The sequence below is a fragment of the Ureibacillus sp. FSL K6-0165 genome (assembly GCF_038004285.1).
GTDB lineage: Bacteria > Bacillota > Bacilli > Bacillales_A > Planococcaceae > Ureibacillus > Ureibacillus thermosphaericus.
On record NZ_JBBOQS010000001.1, the window covers coordinates 100,851 to 127,008 of the forward strand.

The 26,158-nt window shown below is 37.1% G+C and carries 23 protein-coding genes; 3 read left to right on the forward strand and 20 right to left on the reverse strand.

Translation table 11 applies throughout. The features are described from left to right. Nucleotides 1–27: 27 nt before the first annotated feature. The 15 genes from NST00_RS00480 to speB all read right to left on the reverse strand — a co-directional run bounded on the left by NST00_RS00480 (nucleotide 28) and on the right by speB (nucleotide 17,638). On the reverse strand, nucleotides 28–1,158 hold the full coding sequence (locus tag NST00_RS00480; protein WP_340709481.1) for an acyl-CoA dehydrogenase: 1,131 nt from the start codon (nucleotides 1,156–1,158) through the stop codon (nucleotides 28–30). Between the two features lie 15 nt (nucleotides 1,159–1,173). Further along, on the reverse strand, nucleotides 1,174–2,025 hold the full coding sequence (locus tag NST00_RS00485; RefSeq protein WP_096550313.1) for a 3-hydroxybutyryl-CoA dehydrogenase: 852 nt from the start codon (nucleotides 2,023–2,025) through the stop codon (nucleotides 1,174–1,176). A gap of 23 nt (nucleotides 2,026–2,048) precedes the next feature. Next, nucleotides 2,049–3,236, reverse strand: coding sequence for an acetyl-CoA C-acetyltransferase (locus tag NST00_RS00490; RefSeq protein WP_168412682.1), 1,188 nt, complete (start codon nucleotides 3,234–3,236; stop codon nucleotides 2,049–2,051). Between the two features lie 821 nt (nucleotides 3,237–4,057). After that, nucleotides 4,058–6,208 carry a (Fe-S)-binding protein gene (locus tag NST00_RS00495; RefSeq protein ID WP_340709482.1) on the reverse strand — a complete coding sequence of 717 codons (2,151 nt, stop codon included), beginning with the start codon at nucleotides 6,206–6,208 and terminating at the stop codon, nucleotides 4,058–4,060. 280 nt (nucleotides 6,209–6,488) lie between these two features. Beyond that, nucleotides 6,489–7,049, reverse strand: coding sequence for a cob(I)yrinic acid a,c-diamide adenosyltransferase (locus NST00_RS00500; protein WP_016837278.1), 561 nt, complete (start codon nucleotides 7,047–7,049; stop codon nucleotides 6,489–6,491). After that, nucleotides 7,046–8,512, reverse strand: a complete 1,467-nt coding sequence (locus NST00_RS00505) for an adenosylcobinamide amidohydrolase (RefSeq protein WP_168412644.1) — start codon at nucleotides 8,510–8,512, stop codon at nucleotides 7,046–7,048. Before NST00_RS00505 ends, NST00_RS00500 begins: the two co-directional genes overlap by 4 nt. A 13-nt stretch (nucleotides 8,513–8,525) precedes the next feature. Next, the gene (locus tag NST00_RS00510; protein ID WP_016837280.1) at nucleotides 8,526–9,518 is read right to left on the reverse strand and encodes a FecCD family ABC transporter permease; all 993 of its coding nucleotides are present in this window, start codon (nucleotides 9,516–9,518) and stop codon (nucleotides 8,526–8,528) included. 292 nt (nucleotides 9,519–9,810) lie between these two features. Then, entirely contained in the window at nucleotides 9,811–10,566 is a 756-nt protein-coding gene (locus tag NST00_RS00515; RefSeq protein WP_016837281.1) for an amino acid ABC transporter ATP-binding protein, read from the reverse strand. A 15-nt stretch (nucleotides 10,567–10,581) separates the two neighbouring features. Further along, complete coding sequence (locus NST00_RS00520; protein ID WP_168412646.1) at nucleotides 10,582–11,286, reverse strand: amino acid ABC transporter permease; 705 nt, start codon at nucleotides 11,284–11,286, stop codon at nucleotides 10,582–10,584. Nucleotides 11,287–11,301: 15 nt separating this feature from the next. Beyond that, entirely contained in the window at nucleotides 11,302–12,015 is a 714-nt protein-coding gene (locus NST00_RS00525; protein ID WP_339289242.1) for an amino acid ABC transporter permease, read from the reverse strand. Between the two features lie 73 nt (nucleotides 12,016–12,088). Next, on the reverse strand, nucleotides 12,089–12,970 hold the full coding sequence (locus NST00_RS00530; protein WP_168412648.1) for a transporter substrate-binding domain-containing protein: 882 nt from the start codon (nucleotides 12,968–12,970) through the stop codon (nucleotides 12,089–12,091). Nucleotides 12,971–12,988: 18 nt separating this feature from the next. Next, complete coding sequence (locus tag NST00_RS00535; protein WP_016837285.1) at nucleotides 12,989–14,161, reverse strand: acyl-CoA dehydrogenase family protein; 1,173 nt, start codon at nucleotides 14,159–14,161, stop codon at nucleotides 12,989–12,991. Nucleotides 14,162–14,479: 318 nt separating this feature from the next. Next, nucleotides 14,480–16,147, reverse strand: a complete 1,668-nt coding sequence (argS, locus tag NST00_RS00540) for an arginine--tRNA ligase (RefSeq protein WP_016837286.1) — start codon at nucleotides 16,145–16,147, stop codon at nucleotides 14,480–14,482. Continuing rightward, nucleotides 16,144–16,581: a DUF1934 domain-containing protein gene (locus tag NST00_RS00545; RefSeq protein ID WP_016837287.1), complete on the reverse strand. Its 438-nt coding sequence runs from the start codon at nucleotides 16,579–16,581 to the stop codon at nucleotides 16,144–16,146. Before NST00_RS00545 ends, argS begins: the two co-directional genes overlap by 4 nt. 184 nt (nucleotides 16,582–16,765) lie before the next feature. After that, complete coding sequence (gene speB, locus NST00_RS00550; protein ID WP_096550302.1) at nucleotides 16,766–17,638, reverse strand: agmatinase; 873 nt, start codon at nucleotides 17,636–17,638, stop codon at nucleotides 16,766–16,768. A gap of 285 nt (nucleotides 17,639–17,923) precedes the next feature. Between speB and NST00_RS00555 the strand changes: the two genes are divergently transcribed. Further along, nucleotides 17,924–19,981 (forward strand): transglycosylase domain-containing protein, encoded by a 2,058-nt coding sequence (locus NST00_RS00555; protein ID WP_016837289.1) that lies wholly within the window; start codon nucleotides 17,924–17,926, stop codon nucleotides 19,979–19,981. 303 nt (nucleotides 19,982–20,284) lie between these two features. On the opposite strand, the gene NST00_RS00560 is transcribed toward NST00_RS00555, so the two are convergent. Further along, nucleotides 20,285–20,806: a YwhD family protein gene (locus NST00_RS00560; protein WP_016837290.1), complete on the reverse strand. Its 522-nt coding sequence runs from the start codon at nucleotides 20,804–20,806 to the stop codon at nucleotides 20,285–20,287. A 70-nt stretch (nucleotides 20,807–20,876) separates the two neighbouring features. Here NST00_RS00560 and NST00_RS00565 point away from each other — a divergent pair, with 70 nt between their 5' ends. Then, nucleotides 20,877–21,062 (forward strand): 2-hydroxymuconate tautomerase, encoded by a 186-nt coding sequence (locus NST00_RS00565; RefSeq protein WP_016837291.1) that lies wholly within the window; start codon nucleotides 20,877–20,879, stop codon nucleotides 21,060–21,062. Nucleotides 21,063–21,106: 44 nt separating this feature from the next. Here NST00_RS00565 and NST00_RS00570 read toward each other — a convergent pair whose 3' ends face one another. The 3 genes from NST00_RS00570 to NST00_RS00580 form a co-directional block, all read right to left on the reverse strand. Then, on the reverse strand, nucleotides 21,107–22,306 hold the full coding sequence (locus NST00_RS00570; RefSeq protein ID WP_340709483.1) for a polysaccharide deacetylase family protein: 1,200 nt from the start codon (nucleotides 22,304–22,306) through the stop codon (nucleotides 21,107–21,109). Between the two features lie 146 nt (nucleotides 22,307–22,452). After that, nucleotides 22,453–23,757 carry an HD domain-containing protein gene (locus NST00_RS00575; protein ID WP_026018988.1) on the reverse strand — a complete coding sequence of 435 codons (1,305 nt, stop codon included), beginning with the start codon at nucleotides 23,755–23,757 and terminating at the stop codon, nucleotides 22,453–22,455. 253 nt (nucleotides 23,758–24,010) lie between these two features. Next, nucleotides 24,011–24,241, reverse strand: a complete 231-nt coding sequence (locus NST00_RS00580; protein ID WP_016837294.1) for a DUF1450 domain-containing protein — start codon at nucleotides 24,239–24,241, stop codon at nucleotides 24,011–24,013. A gap of 250 nt (nucleotides 24,242–24,491) precedes the next feature. Here NST00_RS00580 and NST00_RS00585 point away from each other — a divergent pair, with 250 nt between their 5' ends. Beyond that, the gene (locus NST00_RS00585; protein ID WP_016837295.1) at nucleotides 24,492–25,151 is read left to right on the forward strand and encodes an RsfA family transcriptional regulator; all 660 of its coding nucleotides are present in this window, start codon (nucleotides 24,492–24,494) and stop codon (nucleotides 25,149–25,151) included. Nucleotides 25,152–25,158: 7 nt separating this feature from the next. Here NST00_RS00585 and NST00_RS00590 read toward each other — a convergent pair whose 3' ends face one another. Then, nucleotides 25,159–25,992, reverse strand: a complete 834-nt coding sequence (locus NST00_RS00590) for a lipoate--protein ligase family protein (RefSeq protein WP_016837296.1) — start codon at nucleotides 25,990–25,992, stop codon at nucleotides 25,159–25,161. Nucleotides 25,993–26,158 lie beyond the last annotated feature (166 nt).

Below are 26,158 nucleotides of genomic sequence, written 5' to 3' on the forward strand. Positions count from 1 at the left end.
CTTGGATATTGAGACAGTACCAGAATCTTACAAATGTTTGCTAATTACAATGCGTTGAATTTCACTTGTGCCTTCGTAAATTTCAGTGATTTTTGCATCACGGAAGTAGCGCTCTACCGGATACTCTTTTGTATAACCGTAACCGCCAAATACTTGAACTGCTTCGATTGCCACTTCTCTCGCTGTTTGTGATGCAAACAATTTCGCCATCGACGCTTCTTTACCGCAAGGCAAGCCTTTTGAACGTAGGTCTGCCGCACGATAAACGAGTAGTCTTGCAGCTTCTACCGCTGTTGCCATATCTGCAAGCTTAAACCCAATTCCTTGATTCGCAATAATTGGCTTACCAAACTGTTGACGCTCTCCTGCATATTTCACTGCAGCATCTAAAGCCGCTTCTGCAATACCAAGAGCTTGTGCTGCAATCCCGATACGGCCGACATCTAAGTTTGCCATTGCGATTTTAAAGCCTTCTCCTTCTTCTCCGAGGCGATTTGCTTCCGGCACTTCCATGTTTTCAAAACTCAGTTCAACTGTTCTAGAACCGTGTAAGCCCATTTTTTTCTCATCTTTTCCTATGATGAGGCCTGGAGTATCTTTTTCAACAATGAACGCCGTTACCCCGCGGGAACCTTTTTCAGGATCTGTTTTAGCAAAGACGATATAAACATCTGCCTCTCCACCATTTGTGATGAAGATTTTTGAGCCGTTGATGATGTATTTATCGCCTTTTTTCACCGCTCTTGTTTTTAAGGAAGCAGCATCGCTTCCTGCAGATGGTTCTGTTAAACAAAAGGCTCCTAAATATTCTCCTTTTGCGAGTTTTGGCACATATTTTTGTTTTTGTTCTTCATTTCCAAAATATAGAATTGGATTTGTACCAACAGAAGTGTGCACAGATAGAATAACACCAATTACCGCGCTTACTTTGGAGAGTTCATTAATGGCGATGATATACGAAATAAAATCCATTCCAGAACCGCCATACTCTTCTGGAACAGTAATCCCCATTAAACCGAGCTCAGCCATTTTGTTTAAAATCGGCCTAGGAAATTCACCTGCTTCCATTTTTTCGACAAACGGAGCAATTTCGTTTTGTGCAAAATCTCGAACCATATCACGCATCATGAGTTGCTCTTCTGTGAAGTTCAAATTCATCGGTTTCACTCCCTGCTATTCGTAGATGTAGAAACCGCGGCCTGATTTCTTCCCTAACCAACCAGCTGCCACGTATTTGCGAAGTAGAGGACACGGACGATATTTGCTATCTCCTAATCCTTCATGTAAGATTTCCATAATGTATAGACATGTATCTAAACCGATGAAATCTGCTAGTTGAAGTGGTCCCATTGGATGATTCATGCCTAATTTCATAACATCGTCGATTGCTTCTTTTGTCGCAACGCCTTCATATAGTGCATAAATCGCTTCGTTAATCATCGGTAGGAGAATGCGGTTGGATACAAATCCCGGGAAGTCATTCACTTCTACCGGTTTTTTGCCTAACTCAATCGCCATTTGTTCTACCGTTTTGTATACTTCATCAGCCGTTGCAAGACCGCGAATTACTTCCACCAGTTTCATAACTGGCACTGGATTCATGAAGTGCATACCGATTACTTTTTCAGGTCGTTTCGTTACTGCTGCAATTTCCGTAATTGGAAGTGAAGATGTATTTGTCGCAAGAATTGCATGTTCCGGTGCAATTTCATCTAGTTGCTTAAAAATAGATTGCTTGATTTCCATATTTTCTGTTGCTGCTTCGATTACAATATCCACATCACGAGCATCTTCTAAGCTCAAGGATTTCGTAATTCGATTTAAAATCGCTTCTTTTTCTTCAGCAGTTTTACGTCCCTTTTCCACATCGCGAGACAAATTTTTCGTAATTGTTGTAAGACCTCGTTCAAAGTATTCTTCTTTAATGTCGTTTAATTTTACTTCAAATCCTGCTGTAGCACATACTTGAGCAATGCCTGAACCCATTTGTCCAGCACCAACAACCATTACTTTTTTAATTGCCATTTCTTTTCCCCCATTTGTTTGAATTAATTTTTCGGTACTTCTACCATGATGGCATCCCCTTGACCACCGCCAGAGCAAATAGCTGCGATGCCAATTCCACCACCACGACGTTTTAATTCGTAGCAAAGAGTTAAAATGATTCTTGCACCTGAAGCACCAATTGGATGACCTAATGCAACCGCTCCTCCGTTTACATTCACTTTGTTTGGATCGAGTCCAGCAATTTGGTTGCTTACAAGAGCAACTGCTGCAAAGGCTTCATTAATTTCAATTAAGTCAATTTCATCAATCGTTTTGTTTGTTTTATTTAAAATTTCACGAATCACAAGTCCTGGAGTTTGTGGGAAGTTTTCTGGCTCAACAGCAACTTCCGCATGAGCTAATACATACGCGAGCGGTGTGCGTCCTTCTTCCTTCGCTTTTTTCTCACTCATTAATACAAGTGCACAAGCGCCATCATTTACTCCCGGAGCATTTCCAGCAGTAATTGTGCCGTCTCGGTCGAAAGCAGGTTTTAAATTTGCTAGCGCTTCCAATGATGTTTCTCTGCGAGGCGCCTCATCTTCTTTTACAACTAATGTATCTTTGCGAGTTTTTACTTCTACCGGAACGATTTCTTCAGCAAATTTTCCTTCATCAATCGCTCGGATTGCTAATTGATGGCTACGCAATGCCCATGCATCTTGTTCTTCTCTTGAGATGTTGAATTCCTTCGCTGTTCCGTTTCCATAAGTCCCCATATGAACCTTATCTGGATGGAAGGAACAAGATAGGCCATCATAAATCATGCCATCAACAACTGTTGAATCTCCCATACGTAATCCCCAACGACCCTTTTGCAAGTAATACGGAGCATTGGACATCGATTCCATTCCCCCAGCAACAATGACTTCTTCTTCCCCTAGGCGAATTAATTGATCAGCAAGTGTCACACTTCTCATACCTGATGCACAAACTTTGTTGATTGTTTCTGTTTTTACTGACCAAGGAATTCCCGCTTTTGCTGCTGCCTGGCGAGAAGGAATTTGTCCCTGCCCTGCTTGAAGAACCGTACCCATAATTACTTCATCCACTTGATCCGCCTTGACATCTGCCCTTTTCAATGCTTCTTTAATGGCAATACCTCCAAGATCAGAAGCAGTAAGAGTTGATAATGCGCCACCGAATTTGCCAAAAGGTGTTCTTGCACCCTCTAATATAACTGTTTTCAAACATTCCACCCCTTTATCGAAACGTGCGTAAATCTTGAATGTTTCATTATTTTGTTGAATACAATAATAGTAGTACTGAGTGTTGATAATCGATTGAACGCTCGCTCAGTATTAATCATAAGAAAAAGCGGAGTTGTTTAGAACTCCCTTTTTCTATTCTCCCTATTTATTTTACTGAAAATTAAGTAGATTAGCAATGATTTTTTCTTATTTTTCTAACAATTTAATATTTCAGTATAATATTTTTACCCCAAATACCTCTCTTTATCCTTATTGGATGTACTCGCCTCGCCAATACTTTAACCTCTTCGTGAATCAATATTTTTATTCCCAAAGAATTCGCTAATTGTCTAATTCAAAAGAATTATAGTCAATCTTCAAGGGATAATAGTCAATGTCGAATACATAATTGCCAAGGGAACAAATATTGATTCCGACATTTACGATAATAGTCAACTTCCTGATAATAATAGCCATTCTTCAAAAGATAATAGTCAAAGCTGTGTACTTAATAGCCAATCCTATAAAAACAATCGCTGACGGACGAGATAATAGTCAAAATTCATCACATTATAGTCAATCATCAAAAGATAATAGTCAATGTCGCAAACATAATTGCCAAGGGAACAAATATTGTTTCCGACATTTATGATAATAGTCAACTTCCTAACAATAATAGCCATTCTTCAAAAGATAATAGTCAAACTTGCGCATTTAATAGCCAACACCTAATACACACGATTTCTAAAAAACGGTATTGCATCCAAACTCCCAAATAGAAAAGTAGTGCAAATACACGATTTGCACTACTTCAAACTTTTTTACTGTACTTCTACAGTTTCTTCTTGTGATGATTCATCCGATTCTATTTCTTTTGCTCTTTCTCCGAAGACAGATCGTTCTAACAATTCACACACATCATATGTTCCGATTTTGTCTTCCACTTCTTTTGCTTTCGTACCGTCTGTAAGCATCGTTAAGCAGTATGGACAGCCTGCAGAAATCACAGATGCATTTGTCGCTAATGCTTGTTCTGTACGAGCAACGTTAATGCGATTTCCAACACGGTCTTCCATCCACATTAATCCACCGCCTGCACCGCAGCACATTGCTGTTTCACGGTTGCGTTCCATCTCTACTAATTTCACGCCAGGAATCGCTTTTAAAATTTCACGTGGCGCATCATATACGTTGTTATAGCGTCCTAAATAGCAGGAATCATGGAATACGATTGTTTCATCCACACGGTGGTTCAATACAAGCTTGCCTTCCTCAATGAGCTTGTATAACAATTCCGTATGGTGATAAACTTCCCCTTCCCATCCGAAATCTTTATATTCATTTTTGAAGATGTTGTATGCGTGTGGATCGATTGTTACAATCTTTTTCACGCCATATTTCTCGAACTCTTGAATGTTTCCTTGAGCTAGTTCTTGGAATAAAAACTCATTTCCAAGACGTCTCGGTGTATCACCAGAGTTTTTCTCCTTATTTCCTAAAATCGCAAATTTAACATCCGCTGCATTTAATAATCTAGCGAAAGACATCGCGATTTTTTGTGAACGGTTATCGAATGAACCCATGGAACCAACCCAGAATAAATATTCGAAGCCTTCTTCAGATTTCATTGCTTCTTTTACTGTTGGAATGTGAACAGTTGAATCTGAGTCACGCCAGTTCTCTCTTTCTTTACGGTTAAGCCCCCATGGATTTCCTTGGCGCTCAATATTATTTAACGCTCGTTGTGCATCAGGATTAATTTTTCCTTCTGTCATCGTTAAATAACGGCGTAAATCGATAATTTTATCAACATGCTCATTCATTACCGGACATTGATCTTCACAATTTCGGCAAGTTGTACAAGCCCAAATCTCTTCTTCTGTAATAATATCACCAATTAATGATGGAGAATAAATATCTTCAATGACCGCACCTTCAGCACCTGCCGCCATTGCCAGTTGATTACCTTTCGTTTTATTCCAAACTAACGTTGGCACCCAAGGTTTTTTCTTTGTCACAACGGCACCAGTATACGTTAAATGGTCACGTAGTTTAACAATTAAATCCATTGGCGATAACATTTTTCCCGTGCCGGATGCTGGACACATATTTGTACAACGTCCGCATTCTACACAAGAATATAAGTCTAACAATTGGATTCTTGTAAAATCTTCAATTTTTCCAACACCAAATGATTCTGCTTCTTCATCCTCGAAGTCGATTTTGCGCAAGCGACCAGCTTTTCCTGCTCTTTTGAAGAAAAGACCAATCGTAACAAATACTTCGTGGAATTGTTTAGATTGGGGTACAAATACGAGGAATGTGAACACCGCTAACATATGTACCCACCAAAATACATTAAATAGCACATTTGCAACTACCGGGCTTAAGCCGCCAAAAAGGAATGCAAATATACCTGAAAATGGAGCAATGACAAAATTCGGCTCATTTTCATGTGCAACCGTTTCAAAACCTAAAGCAAGGAAAATAGAAAGACATAGTGTAATTAACGCAATATATACAAAAGCCGCTTTCTTATCTCTTTTCCATTGTAAACGTGTTAGCTTTTCACCATAACGGCGATAAGCTGCATAAACAAGAGCACATAACATTAAAAACATCGTCCACTCTTGCATAAAAGTGAAGAATGGATGAAGAGCTCCTAACGGAAATGTATATCCTGGAATAAATCCTTTGATGATTAATTCAATTAATCCTAATTGAATAATAAAAAATGCATAAAACAAAATAAGGTGCATTACACCACTTTTACGATCTTTGAACAATTTGTTTTGTCCAAGAACGTTAATCCAAAAATTCTCAAATCGCTCTTTGAAACTGATTTCCAACTCTTCTTTTTTACCAAGTTTAATATATTCTAATCTTGTTTTCACTGAATAAACAAACAGATAAACTGCATACAGAACAACGGCTATAAATAATAACCCGTTCACTAGCAAAAAACCATTCATATCTAATCCCCCTTGTTTGTCATGTGAACACAACAATTTATATCATTCATTTTAATTATGAATGAGCATTCAGTCAACAACTATTCGAAAATTTCTAAATTTTTAGCTGGTTGAACTAGAATACTATATTTACTAAATATGATATATAATTTTACACAATTAAAAAAGTAGAAATTTTTACAAAAATATTGCCTAAAATACAAAAATCCAAGCGCAACATAAAAAATTTCACACTTGGATTTTTTTTACTATAGCAAATTCAATATTTTAATATACAGTATTATCTAAATACATCGCCGCCTCGAATATATTCCACATCTTTTACATTCAAGCGATAATTCACGGCACGAGCAGCAACAAAGAAATAATCTGAAAGACGATTTAAATATTTTTGAATTACTCCTGGGACATCTTCTACTTCATTCATCAGCGTAACAACCTGTCGCTCTGCGCGTCTTGTCACCGTTCGAGCAATATGGAGTGTTGCTGCTGCTGGTGATCCGCCTGGCAAAATAAATCGTTTAATTGGTGGCACTTCCTCAGAAAGTACATCAATACGTTTTTCTAACGCCTCTACGGAAGCTTCCTGCAATTTGTATTTTCTTTCTTTCATGACATTTGCTAAATCCCCACCGCAATCAAAAAGTTCGTGTTGGATTGTTTCAAGATCCTTCAGAATATCTTGAAATTTATTTGGATCTAATTCCGTTACAGCTTTACCAATAAATGAATTCAATTCATCGATTGTTCCATACGCTTCCACACGAACGTGATCTTTACTAACTCGACCACCAATTAAACTCGTTTTCCCTTGATCCCCTGTTTTTGTATAAATTTTCATCGTTCCATCTCCCTTTTATAAATTTGAATGGCTTCCACCGTTGCTTCATAAACCCCTTTGCCAATCATTTTCCCTACTTCTGTAAGAGGACCGGCATATTGCATAAATTCTCCTTGTTGCGTCGCAGCAACTAGCAGGCTATCAGTCGGTGTACCAGTGGCAATGGTATTTGATAATTTATCCATAACCTTTTCTGTTTGTAGTGCCTTCGATTTGGCTTCTGTTGCAGTCATCATCCCTTGCACGAAAGCCTCTTCGGACAGCTTTCCATTGATAATTACCCATGTATTGATTGTCCCAATGGTTTGATATGCTGTTCGTTCATAGGCATGAGATACATCGATAGCTCCGCCAATTCCAGCTGTGACAATGACAATAAGGCTGCCAAAAGGTGCAAGATATTCTTTCATCACCGCTTTTTTCGTATCGACCGCCGTCATCATTCCTACTGTATTCGTTGGTGAAAAGCCCTTTTCAATTATATATTGCAAAAATTCAGTTTTCACATTTTCTATATCATATTCTTGTGGAACTGTTCGATTGATGAATGTTGCATACCATCCTAAACCTGCATTATGAACCGCTGATGACAACACTTTTAAAGGAAATTCAGCAATAAAGGCAATGTAATCCTCTCCCTTTTGTATATTGGATAAGGAAACGGATTTTTCCTTTCTCTGCTCTTCAAAATCTGGGAGAATTGCCATTTGCGGTTTCGGTTGCTCAGGATGGGCTTGCGTTGAAATACGTGCTTCATATACATCCATGATTTGCTGCTCAATAATCACTTCATGAGGCTCACCGTATGCTTTTACGCTCCCAGCCTCCATGAGCAATAAATGATCGCAATATAGGGAGGCTAAATTGATATCATGAAATACCGATACAACGGTTAAACCATGTTCCGTCACTTCTTTACGTATCATATCTAAAATTTGTTTTTGGTGTGCAATATCTAAATAGTTTGTCGGTTCATCTAACAATAGAAGCTCAGAGGATTGGGCTAAAGCCTGGGCAATAAACACCCGTTGCCTCTCTCCACCGGATAAAAATTCTAAATTGGTATCCTGATATTTTAGTACGTCCGTCAGTTCCATAGCTTTTATAACCGCTTCTTCATCTTCTTCCGACCAACTTGAGAAAAATCCAGATTGGTGTGGATAACGGCCTATTTCAACGGTTTCCCGAACGGTTGTAGAAAATGTATTGCTTTGCATTTGCGGCAAAACGGTCATTTTTTTTGCTAATTGACGAGGATTCAGCTTTTCAATAGGTATCCCGTCAATTAAAACTTTTCCTGAAGTTGGTTTTAATATGCCGCTAATCATTTTAATCAAGGTGGACTTCCCACATCCGTTCGGACCTAATATGCCGAGGAACTCTCCTTTATTTACCAAAAAAGAGATATCCCGAACGATTGGGGTTTGATGATAGCCACCAGAAATCTGTTCTACCTTTAGCACCAATATCCCCCCCTTACTTGCGGCGTTGTTTATAGAAAATATAAGCAAATACAGGTGCGCCGATAAATGCCGTAATGACCCCAATCGGCAATTCTTCTGGTGCAACAATGGTACGGGATATTAAATCACAAATGATTAATAAACTCGCTCCGTTCATAAAAGATAATGGCAGTAAATGACGATGATCTGTTCCCCAAACCATTCTTGTCATGTGAGGGACAACTAAACCAACAAAACCAATTGTTCCTGAAACGCTGACCGCAGCTCCCGTTAATACAGATCCACCAATTAAAATGGCGTACTTGCTTCGCTTTACATTGACTCCTAAAGCAGTAGCCCGGTCATCTCCGTACATCATCACATTTAATTCTCTTCGATTCAGCCACAAAATAAAAGAGCCAATCAGCAAGAACGGAAATAATATATTAACGTAAGACCACCCTCGCATCGCCACACTTCCAAGAAGCCAGCCTACAATGGGCTTTAATTCTTCATGGGATAATGCAGTTAATAAAGAAATGCAAGATGCTAAAAAGGAGCTAAAAATCACTCCTGTTAAAATAAGCGTCTCCATTTTCAATGATCGGTCGATGAGGCGGGCAAAAATAAGTACAGTAATTAATGTAATAAAGGCTCCTAACATCCCGAAAATTGCAATAGTATAGGAGCCAATAAAAGGAATTGAAATACCAAAAAAAATGGTGGATATAGCCCCGACAGAAGCCCCTGATGAAACGCCAATCGTGTATGGATCAGCCAACGGATTTCGCAGCAATCCTTGAAAGGCTGCACCTGCGATGGCAAGAGATGCTCCAACAAACCCAGCTAATATAACGCGAGGCATGCGAATATTCCATAAAATACTAAATGCTCTCGGATTGATTTCTTCATTCCATAAAGATGATAATGGAATATCAACAGAACCGATTGATACCCCAAACCAAAAGCTTATAAGTAATAGAAAAATAGAGGAGCTGTAAGCGAGTAATAATTTTTTCTTCATCATCTATCCTCTACCCCTCTAAAATATGTATAGTAAGTTTCCATACGTCCTCCAATTGATTCGTATCAACTTTTGAAAAATAAAAAAACTCCCGCCATAAAACGAGAAACAGATAGCCTACATGCGTACCTTTCTCCCTCGAAGATTGTGCACTCTTCACCCAGAAAATTTCATCATAATTATTCTTAATTATAGCTTATTCTATAAGAATTATCGTACGAATTCTAAAAAACAGAAAAAGGTACAAAAAAACACTCTCAAATCTTTAACATGAGAGCGTTTCATTAAATGAAGATTAAATTTCGTAATCAAAAGAACCTGGCAATACACGACGTAAAAATTGTTTTGTTCGAATCTCTTTAGGCGAAACAAAAATATCATGTGGTGTACCTTCTTCAACAATCACACCGCCGTCCATGAAAATCACTTTATTTGCGACGTCTTTTGCAAAGCCCATCTCATGGGTAACAACAAGCATCGTCGTACCTTCATTGGCAATCTCTTTCATCGTATTTAATACTTCCCCTACTAGTTCTGGGTCAAGAGCGGATGTTGGCTCGTCAAATAAAATAATATCCGGGTTTAAAGCGACAGCACGAGCAATTCCAACACGCTGTTGCTGCCCTCCTGATAGCTGGCTTGGATAATAGTCGTATTTTTCGGATAAACCGACTTTATCTAATGCTTTTTTCGCAATTTCTCTCGCTTCGGCTTTCGGCACTTTGCGAGCAATAACTAACCCTTCCATTACGTTTTCAATGGCCGTTTTATTGTTAAATAAATTATAGTTTTGGAATACGAAGGCAGTTTTTTTACGTACTTGTTGCACTTCTTTTTTCGTCGCATTTTTTAAATCTACTTCTAAGTCCCCGAATCTTGCAGTTCCTTTATCTGCTCTTTCTAAAAAGTTAATGCATCTAAGCAGTGTCGTTTTCCCGGAACCACTTGGACCTAGAATGACTACAACGTCCCCTTTATTTATCTTTAAATCTACACCTTTTAAAATCTCATTTTTACCAAAGGATTTATGAATATCTTTAATCTCTAACATTATTTGCCTCCTTCCTTAAGCATTGGCAACTTTGTAACGGCTTAACCGTTTCTCTAAATACTTAAATAATTGTTCGACCGCAATACAAATAATTAAATAGACAATGAAAATATCAATATATGCTTCCAAATAGTTATAACCAAAGTTTGCTGCTACTTTTGCCTTTAATGTAATCTCTTGTAAGGAGATGGCATAACCTAATGAGGTTGCTTTAATTAAGTTTACAGTTGTATTCGCAATGTTTGGCAAGGCAGAGACAAGAGCTTGCGGAATAATAATTCTTCGATATGCTTGAGCTGTCGTTAAACCGACAGAATAGGCAGCTTCCAATTGTCCTTTTTCAACAGTCGATAAGGCCGAGCGGAATACTTCAATTAAAACGGCTGACTTGTTGAAAGCGAAAATAACGAATGCATACCATATCGGATGAATTTTATACACTTCATAATCGATGTTATATTTTTCAAACGTCATATTTAATAGAATCGGTATAAAACTATATAAAACGAAAATTTGGATAATGATTGGCGTACCGCGAACGAATGATACATAAATTTTCGCTAGTTGATTCAGCACCGGAATTTTATTAATTCTTGTTAAAGCGAAGAAAAACCCAATCGGCAAAGCAATCGCAAGAGCAACAACAGTCACAAGCAATGCGATCGGCACGCCTGATAATGCAACGAAAAACGTATCTATTAAAAATTCTGTATTTAACATTTGTTACTCCACCTCCTACGATGCCTTTATCGAGCGGGAACCTTTGCTGAAAGTTTTTTCAAGGAGTTCGAATATTTTTTCAATGACAATGGAAATAACCCAATAAATCACGGCTAATGCAATGTAAATTTCTAACGCATGGGAATTAAAGTTACTTGCAATAATCAGGTTTGCTTTTCCAACAATGTCGATAAAACCAATTGTGTAAGCTAATGCCCCTTCTTGTAAAATGGCAATTAGACCGTTTCCGAAGTTAGGAAGAGCTACAACAAAAGCTTGCGGGAAAATGATGCGTCTGTATGCTTGCCATGGCGTCAGCCCAACACTTACCGCCGCCTCAAATTGTCCTTTATCAATAGATTGAATTGCGGAACGAATCACTTCAGACATCATGGCTGCAAATTGTAATGAGAACGTAATAACGACAAAAACACCTGTATAAATATTTTGTAAATTCACATTAAACAATGAATCTGCTAAAAATGGAACACCATAATAGACTAAAAACAATAGAACGATGGATGGCGTACAACGCATAATCGTTGTATATCCATGGGCGATTACTTGTAGTACCCTACTTTTGCCCATTTTCATAAAAGCAAGGACTAAGCCAAGCAATGTACCAAAGAATACGGCAAGACCCGCCACTGCAAAAGTGATTTTTAAGTATGGCAATAATTGCGGAAATGCTCCCCATAAATAGCCAATATCAAAATACTTTTCAAACATTCTCTCACCACTTTTCATGAAAAAATGAAGGCTGTAAGGTGATTGGTACCCAACAGCCCATATATCAAGATGATTATTTAGACTGACCTTCTACTCTTTCTAATACTTCAAATAGGTCACGTCCATAGTGTTTAACCATTAATTCGTTTAATGCATTTGTTTGTTTAATTTCTTTAATTACTTCGTCGAAAGCATCTGCCAATTCTTGATTGTTTTTGTTAAATAATGTCCAAGTTTTGATCACAGTGAACTCGTTATACACTACTTCGTCTTTTAGATTATGGTATGGACCTTCTGGATCGTTAATTTGTTTATCGATAACTGGTTCAAGTGCAATTGCACCATCTGCACGTCCTTCGTTTACCCATTGTACAGCGTCCACAGCAAATGTATCGCCAGCAACTAATTTCACTTGGTTATCCGGATTTTCTTCGTTGTATTTCGCTACTACTGTGTATTGAGCGTTATTAGCTGCAATTGGAGCTAATTCTAAACCAGCAGCTGCGAAATCTGATAAATCTTTAATATGTTCATTTTCTTTTTTCAATAGTAATCCAACACTGCTTAATCCTGTGAATTCTTTAGGGAAAACATATTTTTCTGCACGTTCATCTGTATAGAAAATGTTTTTAACCCCTAAATCGTATTTCCCTTGTTCTACACCGATTAATAAATCATCGTCTGTAGTTCCGATATATTCAAATTCATAGTCTTCCAATTTTTCATCAACAAGTCTTAGCATATCTAATTCGTATCCTGCTGGTTCACCGTTTTCATCTTGATACGTAATCGGCTTCCAAGAAATTGCATAAGCTACTTTAATTTTTTTCACATCGGATGAATCTTGAGAATTTTCGTTTTCAGTAGTAGATGTTTCATTTCCTCCACCACATGCAGCAAGGGATGCTGCTAGTAAACCAATCGCTCCTAATTTAAAAAATTTTTTAAAATTCATTGTTGTTTCCTCCTAAAATTATAATTTTAATGCTGATTCTGCTAATTTTTTTATTGTTAAATCATCCATTGGTGGATTATGAAGTCCTGCGCGAACATCGCGATAATATCGTTGAAGCGGATTGTTGCGTTGTAAACTTCTTGCTCCTACCACGCGCATTGCTTTATCCACGACTTGAATTGCATTATTTGTAACGGTATATTTTGCTACATTGACTGCATTTGCAATGTTGGCAGCGTCTTCTGTTGAAATTTCACCTTTTTGCATTAAATCGATACAACTTTGGGCTGCACCATAAAGGGTATAGCGAGCTTGCATCAGTAGCAAATCAATTTCTCCAATTAATGCTTGAACGTTCGGCAATGTTGCAATCGTTCCTTTAATGCTATTTGGTGAGTGTGTATTGGCAAATTCCACTGCATAATCGCGAGCTGCTTGCGCAATTCCTAGATATGTAGCTGGAATGATTAATAGCCATCCATTCAATTTAAAGCCTGTTTGGTATTTCGGAATTTCTACTAAATTTGATTCATCTACTTCTACATTTTCTAAAACTAGATCGTGACTGCCAGTCGATTTCATGGCTATTACGTCCCAAGTTTCATCGATTGAAAGGCCTTCTGTATCTTTATGAATTAGGAAGTTTCCGATATTTTCAATTTCTGGAATCCAAGCGGTTACTAAGAAATAATCTAACTCAGGTGAACATGTTGCATAAGCTTTACGACCATTGATCACCCACTTGTTTCCTTTCTTAACAGCGCTTGTTCCAGGACGGCCACCACGGACTGGACTTCCTGTAATGACTTCACTGAAAATTTTATTGATGATTGCTCCGTTTTTTACATCGTTTGCAAATTCTTTAAGCTTTTCTTCTGCCCAGCTTTTCGTTTCATATACATCCCCTACCGTGAGCAGAGTCCATCCAATGGAAAGAGCTGTACTGCCATCATAACTACCTAACGTTTCTTGCAGTAATATTGCATCATAAACATTCATCCCCTCGCCACCATATTCGGTAGGCAAAGTAACTTTTGGATATCCAATCTCACGTAACCTTTTTATATTTTCATGAGGGAAAATCGATTCTTCATCGTTTCGTTGGGCATTTTCTTTCATAGATTTTTCCAAAACAGCTAACTTTTCAAGCCATTCCCGTTGTTTTTCGGTTTTAATAAATAGTTCTTTCAAGTAAGATTTACCTGCCTTTCACAATAAAAAGGGATCTCTTATTTTTCCAACAAAAAAACCCAACTTAATGATATTTACTACGTCATGATTTTACTTTTTTCGACATTATTAGTCAATATATTCTTAGTTCATTAGTCGGAATTGTTATTTTATAGAAACTACATCTTTATCAATCACTTAATACCAACTTGTTTAGTTGGATTTATATTAATCAAATTTTACTCAATCGTACATTCAATGTCAATATAATTCCTATAAATTTTATAAGAATACAAAAGAAAAAAACCAGCCCCTATTATGAAGCTGGTTTAAAACAAATTACATTTTTTCTGGTGCTGAAACGCCGATTAGTCTTAATGCGTTGGCAAGAGTTACTCGAACAGCTTGAATTAATGAGAGACGCGCTTCTGTTAATTCTTTATTATCCGGATTTAACACTTTTTCCGCGTTGTAGAAGCTGTGGAATGCCGCTGCTAATTCTTGAGTATAGTTCGCAATGCGGTGAGGAGTGCGATGTTTTGCTGCTTCTGCTACGATTTGTGGGAAAGTACCTACCTTTTTCAACACTTCCTCTGATTTTTCATCCGTTAATAAATGTAAGTTTTCTAATGATGCTTGGAATCCTTGTTCTTCTGCACTGCGCAAAATAGAACAAATACGTGCATGAGCGTATTGTGCGTAGTATACAGGGTTTTCGTTTGATTCTGCAACTGCAAGATCAAGGTCAAAGTCCATATGGGAATCGCAAGCGGTTTTCACAAAGTAGTATCGTACTGCATCAAGCCCTACTTCTTCCACCAGCTCACGCATTGTTACAGCATTACCTGTACGTTTACTCATTTTATATTTTTCGCCGTTTTTATAAAGCTGCACCATTTGGATGACTTCGACTTCTAATTTATCACGATCATAGCCAAGAGCTTGAATTGCCGCTTTCATACGCGGAATATAACCATGATGGTCTGCTCCCCAAACGTTAATCAGTTTATCGAAACCGCGTTGAATTTTATCTTCATGGTATGCAATATCTGGTGTTAAGTATGTGTATGAACCGTCTGATTTAATGAGAACGCGGTCTTTATCGTCGCCAAATGTTGTTGAGCGGAACCAAGTCGCTCCATCCTGTTCATAAACGTGGCCGTTTTCTCTTAATTTATTTAAAGCGTGGTCAATTTTTCCATTTTTATATAATGAAGTTTCGGAATACCATACATCAAATCGAACTCTGAAGTTTTCTAAGTCCTTTTTCAATTTTTCTAATTCAAGAGCTAATCCATTTTCACGGAAGAAGTTAAAACGTTCTTCATCGGATTTTTCTAAAATAGAATCGCCGTATCGTTCAACAAGTTTGTTTGCAATCTCAATAATGTCTTGGCCATAGTAGCCATCTTCCGGCATTTCCGCATCAAGTCCCAACGCTTGTTTGTAACGCGCTTCTAGGGAATAAGCCAAGTTGTTAATTTGATTTCCCGCATCGTTAATGTAATATTCACGAGTAACGTCATATCCTGCAAAATCTAAAACATTGCAAAGGGAGTCGCCGAATGCAGCACCGCGAGCATGTCCTAAGTGAAGGTCACCTGTTGGATTCGCCGATACAAACTCCACTTGAATTTTTTCTCCGCCTCCGCTATTTGAGCGACCATAATTTTCACCTTGTTCGAACACCGCTTTTACAATATCTGCAAGGAAATCTTTGCGAACAAAGATGTTGATGAAGCCCGGTCCTGCAATCTCAACTTTTTCAATATCAGTTCCTTCTGTTTCTAAATTTTCAACAATTGCTTCTGCTATTTGGCGTGGGGGTTTTTTTGCTAGCTTCGTTAGTTGCATCGCCAAGTTTGTTGCGAAGTCACCTTTTGTTTGATCTTTTGGCACTTCAATATGAACTTGAAAATCCGTTCCTTCTTCTAAAATTTGCGCTTTTAAAACAGCAGCTTTTAAAGCGTTTTTCAATGATTCTTGCAATTGTCCTACTGCATTCATGCTTGTCCCTCCGTGTATTGTATTTCCAATGTATAATGACCGACTGATTGTCCACTAATAATTAAATCATATTGCACATTAAATCTGCCACTTATATTATCTTCATCTACATGTTCGAACCCTAGGTGATAAGTTTTTGTTTGCAATGGCAACGTGCCATACATTGTGTCGTAGTGACCATTTTGTTTACATTCTGTGCTAAAAGGCAGCCGCATGTTGACAGCTCCACTTCGCAAAATGAGTGCATCGTCGTTATTCATTTTTACTGTTGTACGAATTGTTTGGTCTTCTATTATTTCTTCATAGCGTAAATACATTTTACCGTTCTTTTTTAGCCAAACACCTTGAAGCCACAGTTCATATGTTTCCTCGTCCCCTTCAATTGGGCAAATCGTCGAAATGACTTTTATTTTTACGTTTTTTTCAACACTCATTTCCTGTGGGCACTCCTTATGTATTACTATAACTTATACATTATATTATTGCCTTGCAAGAAATTTCAAGGGAACGAATGAAAATTCAAAAATATCAAGGCTTTGGCTTCATTTTAAACTGTTTTCCATATCAAATAAAAAAGCGATTAAAGTTTTCCAATGAACTTTAATCGCATCAAGATTTTTATTTAATCCAACCTAGAATCATTTCTCTTAATAGTTTGGAAGCAGTATTGGCTGTCATTTCAGAGTGGTCGTATACAGGAGCTACTTCTACTAAGTCAAAACCAACGACATTTACTTCACTTCTTGCAATTTCATGGATTGATGCAAGCAGTTCTTTTGATGTAATGCCGCCGCAATCTACTGTACCAGTACCAGGAGCAAATGCAGGATCTAGCACATCGATATCCGTCGTGATATAAACGTTGCGACCTTTAAGCGTTGGAAGTACTTCTTTTAAAGGCTCTAACACTTCAAATTTCGCAATATACATGCCGTTTTCTTTCGCCCATTCAAATTCTTCTTTAAGTCCAGAACGAATACCGAAAGAATATACATTATGAGGACCAATCAATTCCGCAATTTTTCGGATTGGCGTAGCATGGCTTAATGGCTCTCCTTCATAATCTGTGCGCAAATCCGTATGAGCATCAAAATGAAGGATGGCTAAATCTGGGTATTTTTCATAAACAGCTTTCATTACAGGCCAAGACACTAAATGCTCTCCACCCATGCCGATAGGAATTTTCCCATCTGCTAACACTTTCTTTACAAACTTTTCAATTTCATCTAATGATTTTTGAGCATTCCCAAATGGAAGTGGAATATCCCCTGCATCGAAAAATTTTACTTCTTCTAATTCACGGTCTAGATATGGGCTATATTCTTCCAATCCAACAGAAACTTCACGAATTCTTGCGGGACCGAAGCGAGAACCTGGGCGGAAACTTACTGTCCAATCCATCGGCATACCATATAGGACTGCCTTTGATTCTTCGTAATTAGGATGGCTTTTTATAAAAACATTGCCAGAATATGTTTCGTCAAATCTCATATGAATCACCTACTCTATTCATCTTTTACTTACACTAATTCTAGTACCTATTACTTGAAAGCTGAAAATTTCGAATCCAAAAGAATCCGGAACTTTATTCGACATTTTTCGTATTCACTATTGATTACGAAAACAAAAACTTCATTTCAAGATGAAACAATTTTCATACAGAAAAAGTATAGACGTTTTTAGACAAAAGGCAACAGTTTTTTTATGTATATTTTCGATTAAACAGTAAATTTCAAGTCCATACTATAATTAGTTGATTGAAAAGAGGTGAAATGGATGGATAGACGTAGTTATCAGCGACATATTCGACGGAAAAAAAAGATTCGAAATATTGCTTTTTACTTGATTGCCTTTCTATGTGCAATTGTCGTATCGTTTGTAGGTTTAAGAATCTATGCGCAAGTTGCTGGAGCTCCACCACTCATCATAACGAAAGCATCCGTATTCTTAGACCGGAACGGCAATCAAATTGGCGATTATTTTACTGCTGAACGTCGATATTGGAAAGAACTAGATGAAATTTCACCTTATTTAATAGAGGCAACGATTGCAGTGGAAGATAAAGATTTCTATCAACATAATGGTTTTGATTATTCAAGAATTGCGAGTGCCGTTTTAAATGACTTAAAAACGCGCAGTAAAGCGGAAGGTGCAAGTACAATCACCCAGCAATTAGCACGGAATCTATATTTAACTTTAGAAAAAACATGGTCTCGTAAAATAATGGAAGCACTTTACGCATATCGTTTGGAACTCTTTTATTCTAAAGATGAAATACTAGAAGCCTATTTGAATACAGTGAACTATGGTCACGGCATGTATGGAGCTGAAGCAGCAAGTAGATATTACTTTGGTAAATCCGCAAGCGATTTAACGTTAGCTGAATCTGCTTTGCTTGCGGGCATCCCTAAAGGGCCAAGTATCTATTCTCCTCTTAATAATTATGACAAAGCCTTTAATCGTCAAAAGTTAATCTTATCGTTAATGGAAGATCAAAATAAAATTTCAAGTGCAGAAAAGGAACGAGCATTATCTGAAAACATCGTGTTAAAAAATGATCAATGGACTGCTTCTAAAACGATTGCGCCTTATTTCTTGGATGTTGTGTGGCAAGAAGCGACGAAAATTTTGGAAGAGAAAAAACTCAATATTCGAGAAGGTGGCTGGATTATTAAAACGACGTTAAACCAAGCTCACCAAAAGGCTGCTGAAGAGGCAATTAATAAAAATATGCCTGATAATGAATTACAAGTGGGACTTGTCAGCATGGATGTAGAAACTGGCCAAGTAACCGCCCTTGTCGGTGGACGTAATTATCGAGAAAGTTCCTATAATCGCGTAACACAAGCACTTCGTCAACCCGGTTCTGCGATAAAACCAATCCTGTATGCAGCAGCACTGGAAAATGGCTTTACACCGCTCACCTATTTAGACGTAGGTGAAACGATTTTTACTTACGATGATGGACGGGCTACCTACAAGCCACAAAACGTCAATGGAAAATTTGCAGATGGCGACATGTCGATGGCTCAGGCGATTGCGATTTCAGATAACATTTACGCAGTTAAAACATTAGAACAAATCGGCTACGATAAATTCCGAGAAATCTCTGAAAGATTTAATTTAAGATATTCCAACAAAGACAATCCATCCATGGCGCTCGGAACGATTGAAAACTCGTTATATGACTTAACAAATGCTTACAATATCATTGCTGCAAAAGGGCAATATCGAAAACCGACTACAATTCTATCAATTCATAATGCGGAAGGCGAACTTGTGTATGAATATGAAGAACCTTCTGAAGAACAAGTCATTTCTGAACAAGATGCTTTCCTATTAACTCAAATGATGACAGGCATTTTTGACCCGGTATTCAGTGATTATTCCCCTGCAACTGGGGTTTCCCTTCGTTCAAGAATGACGCATACGTATGCGGCAAAATCGGGAACAACGGTTTCAGATCAATGGTTGATTGGTTATAGTCCATCCATTACGACTGGAGTTTGGAACGGCTATGATCAAGGAAAAACGTTATCTTCTTCTTCCGATATGTCCGCCCATAAACAAGTATGGATTGATTTTATGGAGGCCGTTCATCGTGATAAACCGAATGAATCTTTTGAAGTACCAAAAGGCGTCAGAGGGGTTATGATTGATATTGAAACGGGTAAACTTGCGACAGACGCATGCCCAAAACAACGTCTTATGTATTTAAAGGAAGAAGATATTCCAACGAAAAAATGTACAGACTTTGATTTCTTTAATGAAGATGGTTGGAATGGTCTTTTTGAATTATTTCCATTCGAGTCATTAAAAGGTTTGTTTAATTAAAAAAGATAAAAAAATAAGCTTTCTCTTTCTTGGAATTTTCACGAAAGAGAAAGCTTTTTTCGTAAACAGAGATAAATGAGACATTTTGCTTGGGAAAATAAAATGCCACATTGATTCTACTCTATCTACTAAATGTCCTTGTCCTAGCTATACTATTATTTTAACTATAAATTCAGTGTACTTATTTTTTAGAATGGTTTCAACAAAGGAATGAATATTACAACGTTTCGTCACAAATCTGACACTTTTAGATACTTTTTTCACAAATCCTATTGACAATAAAATCTGCTGTATATATATTTTTTATTTTTTTATAGCTAATTCATCTTTTAATTGTTGACTGCTTCGTTCCCACATGCCGAGATCGTGATTTTGTAGAAAATCCGCCAATATTTTTTTCGAATCATCATCCATATGATCGACAACAATTTTGCGTTTTAATGATTTGTCCATTTTATTTACATGGTCGGCAAGTATCTTATAACCTCTGCGCTTTTCTTTATTGACAACCATTTCGCATGCTGCAACCCCTGCGTAATATGGTCCATCTTCTTTTATATCGACAGTGACCCATACAAGCCAATATGGTTTACCGCCAGCTGAATCTTCACGGTTTGTCGTAAATTTAATGCGTTTTTCCACTTCACTCTTGGCATGCATTGCTCCCATATCGATAAATGCATGTTTTTCTTCTATATCAATAAATACTGGCGTTACATTCTCCAATGATATTGTACCTATTCCAAATCCTTTATGACCATCTGTTGGATCGTTTTTTATAATGGTAAAAGACATTTTTTGTTTTGGTTTTTCTTCGTTTGTCATATTGTCATCCCCTCCATTTAAACCTATTATAATGATTATACTTCAAATTTATCCACTAGGAGGTTGCGTCATGCCAGTAGTTACAATCAAAATGTTAGAAGGTCGCACAGATGAACAGAAAAAGGCGATGGTTGAAAAAGTTACAGAAGCTCTAGTTGAAACAATTAATGCAAAACCTGAAGCGGTAACAATTATTATTGAAGAAATGTCTAAAAATCATTATGCTACAGGCGGCGTTCGCGCTTCAGATAAGTAATGTACAAAAGGATGAGGGTGACCAATTCGGCACCCTCAAATTTTTTAATTGCACACTTTTTTTGCAAATTCATTAATGGAAAGCCCCGGCTCAATTCCTAAACGCTCGAGTGTGTATAAATCTTCCCCTAAATTCACTTTTCCTCTTCTCGTAGAAACAGCCATTCGATAACCTGCTTTTTTCACTGTATCAATAAAGCGTTGATCATACTGACCAAAAGGATAGGCAAAATAATATGTACCTAAAATATTTTGACTTGTTAATAAGTCTTCATATAATTCTTCGCTTGAAACTGTAAGCCCCTTCGCTTTATTACCGATTAAACTATGTAAGTTGTGGGTATGGCTACCGTAGTGAAAGACATCGCTCATCTCATCCATATCTTGTTGACTGAAAAAACGCAGCGTGTCCCATTGAAAAGGCTGTTTTGATTTCGGAATTCTACTCGTAATAATAAATTGTTCCGCAATGAAGCCATATTGCTTTAACACTGGATATGCATATTCCCTAATACTTGTAATCCCATCATCAAAGGTCAGCACAACTGCTTTCGCAGGGAGATTTACTTGTTTATGTAAATATCGTTCTAAGTCATATAGCGAAATCGTCTCAAACTGATTTTTCTTCAACCACTCCATCTGGCTGTTAAATTCTGTTGTTGTGATCGTTGTTGAAGCATTCGCATATACAGAATTTGCTTTTTCTTCCGGTGTTAAAATATGGTGGTACATCAATATCGGTATACCGTTATCAACACTTGTTCTTGCTTTTGGCATATAGCCAATTCGACCGCCAACATCTACCTTCCAGAAGTTTCCGAACTCACTAATCACCGGATATCGTAATCCTGCCTTAATGGATACCATTGGAACTAATTTTCCGGAAGTATTATCATATACTTCTAAATCGTAATTGATTAATACCGTTTGATTTGAATTTTTTGCATTTGTATTGACGTTACGGGTTGTCCATGTTTCTGATTGATAAACATCGCTTTTACTTATATAGGCATAGCCGTTTCCAAATTTTATTTCCCACCAATCTTGTTCATATTCTTTATTAATAACAAGCGGCTGATCTTTTTTCATGGTGGCAACAGGAATAAATTCACCAGTACGATTATCAAAAATTTTGACGTTATCCTGCAATGGGACGGCATAACGAACCGTACTTGCTTCCCCCATATTTATAGCCATAAAAACAAGCGGAAGCAATAAAGCGATAATTTTATGAGCGATTTTCATGTCGTTAATCCTTTCTAAAAATATTAAATATATTATTATCCTATTATAATATAATTTCTAAATCATTACAGAAAACTTTAAATCTTCCATATCCCCATGATTAATTCGTGAATTAAGCAAAAAGAATAACACCTTCCAAAAAGGTGCTATTTTGTTTCGTTCAATAATTTCTCGATTTCTACTTTCAAGTATTGATCTAAAGTTGAATCCATTAATACTTCTTTTGGATAATAGACTTTATGATCTTTTTTCATGCGGCCTGCGATAGCATCAACAATATAAGATTCCTTTGATAGCTCTCTAATTTCACCGTTAGGCATTTCTAAAAAAATCGGCATTCGGTTCGTTTCTTCATCCGGTTCATAGTAATCGTAAGGTAAGTCAGAAGTGCAATCATGATAAATATAGTATTCTGTTTCAATACCAGCTTGTTGGAATAAATTTTTTAATTTCTCAAAGCGCTCCATCTCTTCTTCTGGATTGAGATTAATATACTCAAACAGTTTGCGGGTCACGAATCTCGTACTCAAATCTTGTAAAATAGGATCCTTTTCTTTCATCCACAATTTAAAATAAGTGATCAATAAATATTCGTCTAATTCAAGGTAATCTTCTACCGTTATATTATTTTCAAAAAAGGATTTAAAATGAACGGGTTCGACAGTAAATTGATAACCTTGCTCATATAAATGCTTCGTTCTTTTCAAGATGTTATTTAATAATACTTCCGCACTTCGAGAAACCGGGTGGAAATAGACTTGCAAATACATTTGATAGCGGGACATGATATAGTCTTCCACCGCATGCATTCCACTTGATTTAATAACAACTTTTCCTTTTCTCGGCCGCATTACTCTAAGAATTCTTTCCATATCGAAATGTCCATAACTAACGCCAGTATAATATGCATCTCTTTGTAAGTAATCCATTCGATCCGCATCTATTTGGCTGGAAATCAAGCTTACGACCAGTTGATTTTCATAGGTTTTTTCAATGACTTGTGCCACTTTTTCAGGAAAATCTTCCGATACTCTTTTTAATACCGTATTGACTTCTGTTTCTCCCAATAATATTTGCCTCGTAAAATATTCATGATCGGTTTTAAATACATTTTCAAAGGCATGAGAAAATGGTCCGTGGCCTAAATCGTGGAGTAGTGCTGCACATAGCACAAGAAGTCGCTCATCATCATTCCAATCAGATCTTCCATGAAATACATCATCCACAATGCGACGAACAACTTCATATACACCTAAAGAATGGTTAAAGCGACTATGCTCTGCACCATGAAATACAAGGTAAGTTGTACCTAATTGGCGAATTCGACGCAACCGTTGAAATTCTTTTGTTCCAATTAAATCCCAAATCACTTGGTCACGAACATGAACATATCGGTGCACGGGATCTTTAAATACTTTTTCTTCTGCAAGTTTTCTTTTTGCATATTCCACCAAAATGACTGCACCTCGTTCCTTCCAATTCTTACTATCTATTATAAGAAAGTTTCTATTTATTTACACGTAAATGGTATCATTCAGAGAAGTTTTTTTAGTATCGTTTCAAATTGTAAGAAACCGCAAGTAAATACAAGAACTTTCAAGTATTTTGTAGATTTCCCCAAATCCTTCGTTTAAAAACAACGCATTTTTCAAAAACTAATAAAAAAACAAGCTACCTTCTACCACAATAGAAAGTAGCTTTTGTTTAATCCATTTTTAATTTCGCTTTGACTTTTTCCATTAATTCTTCTTCTGTTAATGCATTAACTGGTCTCCCGTTGACAAAAGTAAACGTTTTCTTGCGACCAGGTCCGCAATATGATTGGCAGCCTATGACAATCGTTGCATCAGGATCAAGCTTTTTTAATTTAGGAATCAACGTTTTTAAATTGACGGCTTGACATTCATCGCAAACTTTAAATTCGTTTGCCGCCATAAGATCAACAACCCTTTCTATAATACAAATTCAATTCTACTTTTAGCCTAAGTGATATTTTAGACCATTACGTTACAACGATTCAAGTAAAAAAGACAAATATCCATCAAAGGACTGAAATGCATTTACGAAAGGAGCATTTTAGTAAATTCATATAAAAATTTTAAAAGAAAAATGAATAAATTTGGAACTTGTTGGACACGATAAGTTTTGATAATAAAAAACTACTATATTAACAGGAGGTTAAACGATGGTTAAAGTTCGACAAGATGCTTGGCTGAAAGAAAACGATGAACTACTTGCTGAAGCAGTATTAAGACATGTGAAAGAAGGTAGTACTCAACTAAATGCTTTTGAGGAAGCAGGAGACAAATTAAATAGAACTGCAGCAGCATGTGGTTTCCGATGGAATGCCGTTGTTCGCAAACGCTATGAAAAAGAACTAGAAGAAGCAAAAAGAATTCGTAAAGAGCGAATGAAATTATTAGGGATGAACGGTAGACGACGTTCACCAGGTGTTTATTTACTTCCTAGCGGTGATGGAGAACAATCCAAGCCAATCTCCTTATCTGATATGAATTTAGATATTGTTATTGCTTATTTGTTGCGTTTACAGTCTCAAAGTGGACATGACAATGAAGCTACTAAATGGCGTCAAATCGCAAACTCTGCTACTGAAAAAATAAAAGAATTAGAAAAAGAAATCGAAAGATTGCGCAAGGAAAACAAACAAATCCGGGAAGATTACGAACAATTCGTTCAAATTATGAATCGCGCTCGCAGACTTGTTACGTTGGAAGATGAAGAACCGCGCATTGCACCTGTTTTCAAAATGGAGAAGAACGGAAACTTAGTCGCTGATTATACTCACATGAATTCTAGTAAAGAAAACGTAGATGTGCCGAACTAATGCACATCTACTTATTTTTTCCAATCAATTTGTCATTACGCTCCAATACTCTCTTTAAATAAAAAGAATATAAATCTAATTCCTCCTCCACCAGCGGCTGAAACAAAACGTTTCCAGAAAGTGAAGCGAGCAATTGTTGAACTTGGAAGACTGTTTCTTGAACAGTAATGGAGCGATTTAACAACTCGCTTAAACTAGCCATCACTTCCGGCTGAACGTTCGGATATTGGAATTTAGTTTGTACATCTTTTAAACTCGTTTCATACAATGCCCGAATAAGTTCTGCTCGCTCGCTTCCACTTCCTTCAATACATAAATAAATCTGTACAGCAACCCCATTTCGTATTCGACGTTGAGAAATCCCTGCAAACTTTTTTCCTCCGATGCTTAAATCATATGAACCTGGGCAATATGAGCCGACAATTTCATAGGCTTCGATTTGATGTGCAGCTTCTGAAAATAACAACTTAATAAATTGAAACATTAATTCATAGCCAGTATTTATACTAATGGAACCTGGTGCTTCTGAAAGGACAATGGAAATATTTAATACGCCTCGATCGAGTACAACTGCAAGACCACCGGAATTTCGGACAATCGCTTCATAATGTGCTTTTTTTAATCCTTCAATTCCCTCTTGAATGTATGGCATACGATGATCCTGAATACCAAGTACAACGTAAGGATGATGCACCCATGTGCGAACAACTGGAAAAGACAAGCCTTGGCCCACTAAATGGCAAAGGGTATCATCCATCGCAAAAGACTCGAGTGGGGTACGGTTAAAAGACATTGACTGATCGATAAAACGCCACGTTTTTTGCTGTAATAATGTTTGCATTGTATATACTCCTTGTATATTAATAAGCGTCTCTATTTCAAGGATACACAAAAGTATTTTTGAATGAAAGTAAACGATTTCATGAAAGGTTCATTAATTTTAAGTTTATTTGCAAGGAATATTTTATAATTTATGCTAAGATTATTGTGAATGATTATCAATTCGA

Coding starts and splice junctions, on each gene's coding strand:
- NST00_RS00480 (WP_340709481.1), bottom strand. CDS start 1,158: ATGAATTTGAACTTCACAGAAGAGCAACTCATGATGCGTGATATGGTT.
- NST00_RS00485 (WP_096550313.1), bottom strand. CDS start 2,025: ATGGCAATTAAAAAAGTAATGGTTGTTGGTGCTGGACAAATGGGTTCA.
- NST00_RS00495 (WP_340709482.1), bottom strand. CDS start 6,208: ATGAATGGTTTTTTGCTAGTGAACGGGTTATTATTTATAGCCGTTGTT.
- NST00_RS00500 (WP_016837278.1), bottom strand. CDS start 7,049: ATGAAAATTTATACAAAAACAGGGGATCAAGGGAAAACGAGTTTAATT.
- NST00_RS00510 (WP_016837280.1), bottom strand. CDS start 9,518: ATGATGAAGAAAAAATTATTACTCGCTTACAGCTCCTCTATTTTTCTA.
- NST00_RS00515 (WP_016837281.1), bottom strand. CDS start 10,566: ATGTTAGAGATTAAAGATATTCATAAATCCTTTGGTAAAAATGAGATT.
- NST00_RS00520 (WP_168412646.1), bottom strand. CDS start 11,286: ATGTTAAATACAGAATTTTTAATAGATACGTTTTTCGTTGCATTATCA.
- NST00_RS00525 (WP_339289242.1), bottom strand. CDS start 12,015: ATGTTTGAAAAGTATTTTGATATTGGCTATTTATGGGGAGCATTTCCG.
- NST00_RS00530 (WP_168412648.1), bottom strand. CDS start 12,970: ATGAATTTTAAAAAATTTTTTAAATTAGGAGCGATTGGTTTACTAGCA.
- argS (WP_016837286.1), bottom strand. CDS start 16,147: ATGAATGCAGTAGGACAATTGCAAGAATCATTGAAAAACGCTTTAAAA.
- NST00_RS00545 (WP_016837287.1), bottom strand. CDS start 16,581: ATGAGTGTTGAAAAAAACGTAAAAATAAAAGTCATTTCGACGATTTGC.
- speB (WP_096550302.1), bottom strand. CDS start 17,638: ATGAGATTTGACGAAACATATTCTGGCAATGTTTTTATAAAAAGCCAT.
- NST00_RS00555 (WP_016837289.1), top strand. CDS start 17,924: ATGGATAGACGTAGTTATCAGCGACATATTCGACGGAAAAAAAAGATT.
- NST00_RS00560 (WP_016837290.1), bottom strand. CDS start 20,806: ATGACAAACGAAGAAAAACCAAAACAAAAAATGTCTTTTACCATTATA.
- NST00_RS00565 (WP_016837291.1), top strand. CDS start 20,877: ATGCCAGTAGTTACAATCAAAATGTTAGAAGGTCGCACAGATGAACAG.
- NST00_RS00570 (WP_340709483.1), bottom strand. CDS start 22,306: ATGAAAATCGCTCATAAAATTATCGCTTTATTGCTTCCGCTTGTTTTT.
- NST00_RS00580 (WP_016837294.1), bottom strand. CDS start 24,241: ATGGCGGCAAACGAATTTAAAGTTTGCGATGAATGTCAAGCCGTCAAT.
- NST00_RS00585 (WP_016837295.1), top strand. CDS start 24,492: ATGGTTAAAGTTCGACAAGATGCTTGGCTGAAAGAAAACGATGAACTA.
- NST00_RS00590 (WP_016837296.1), bottom strand. CDS start 25,992: ATGCAAACATTATTACAGCAAAAAACGTGGCGTTTTATCGATCAGTCA.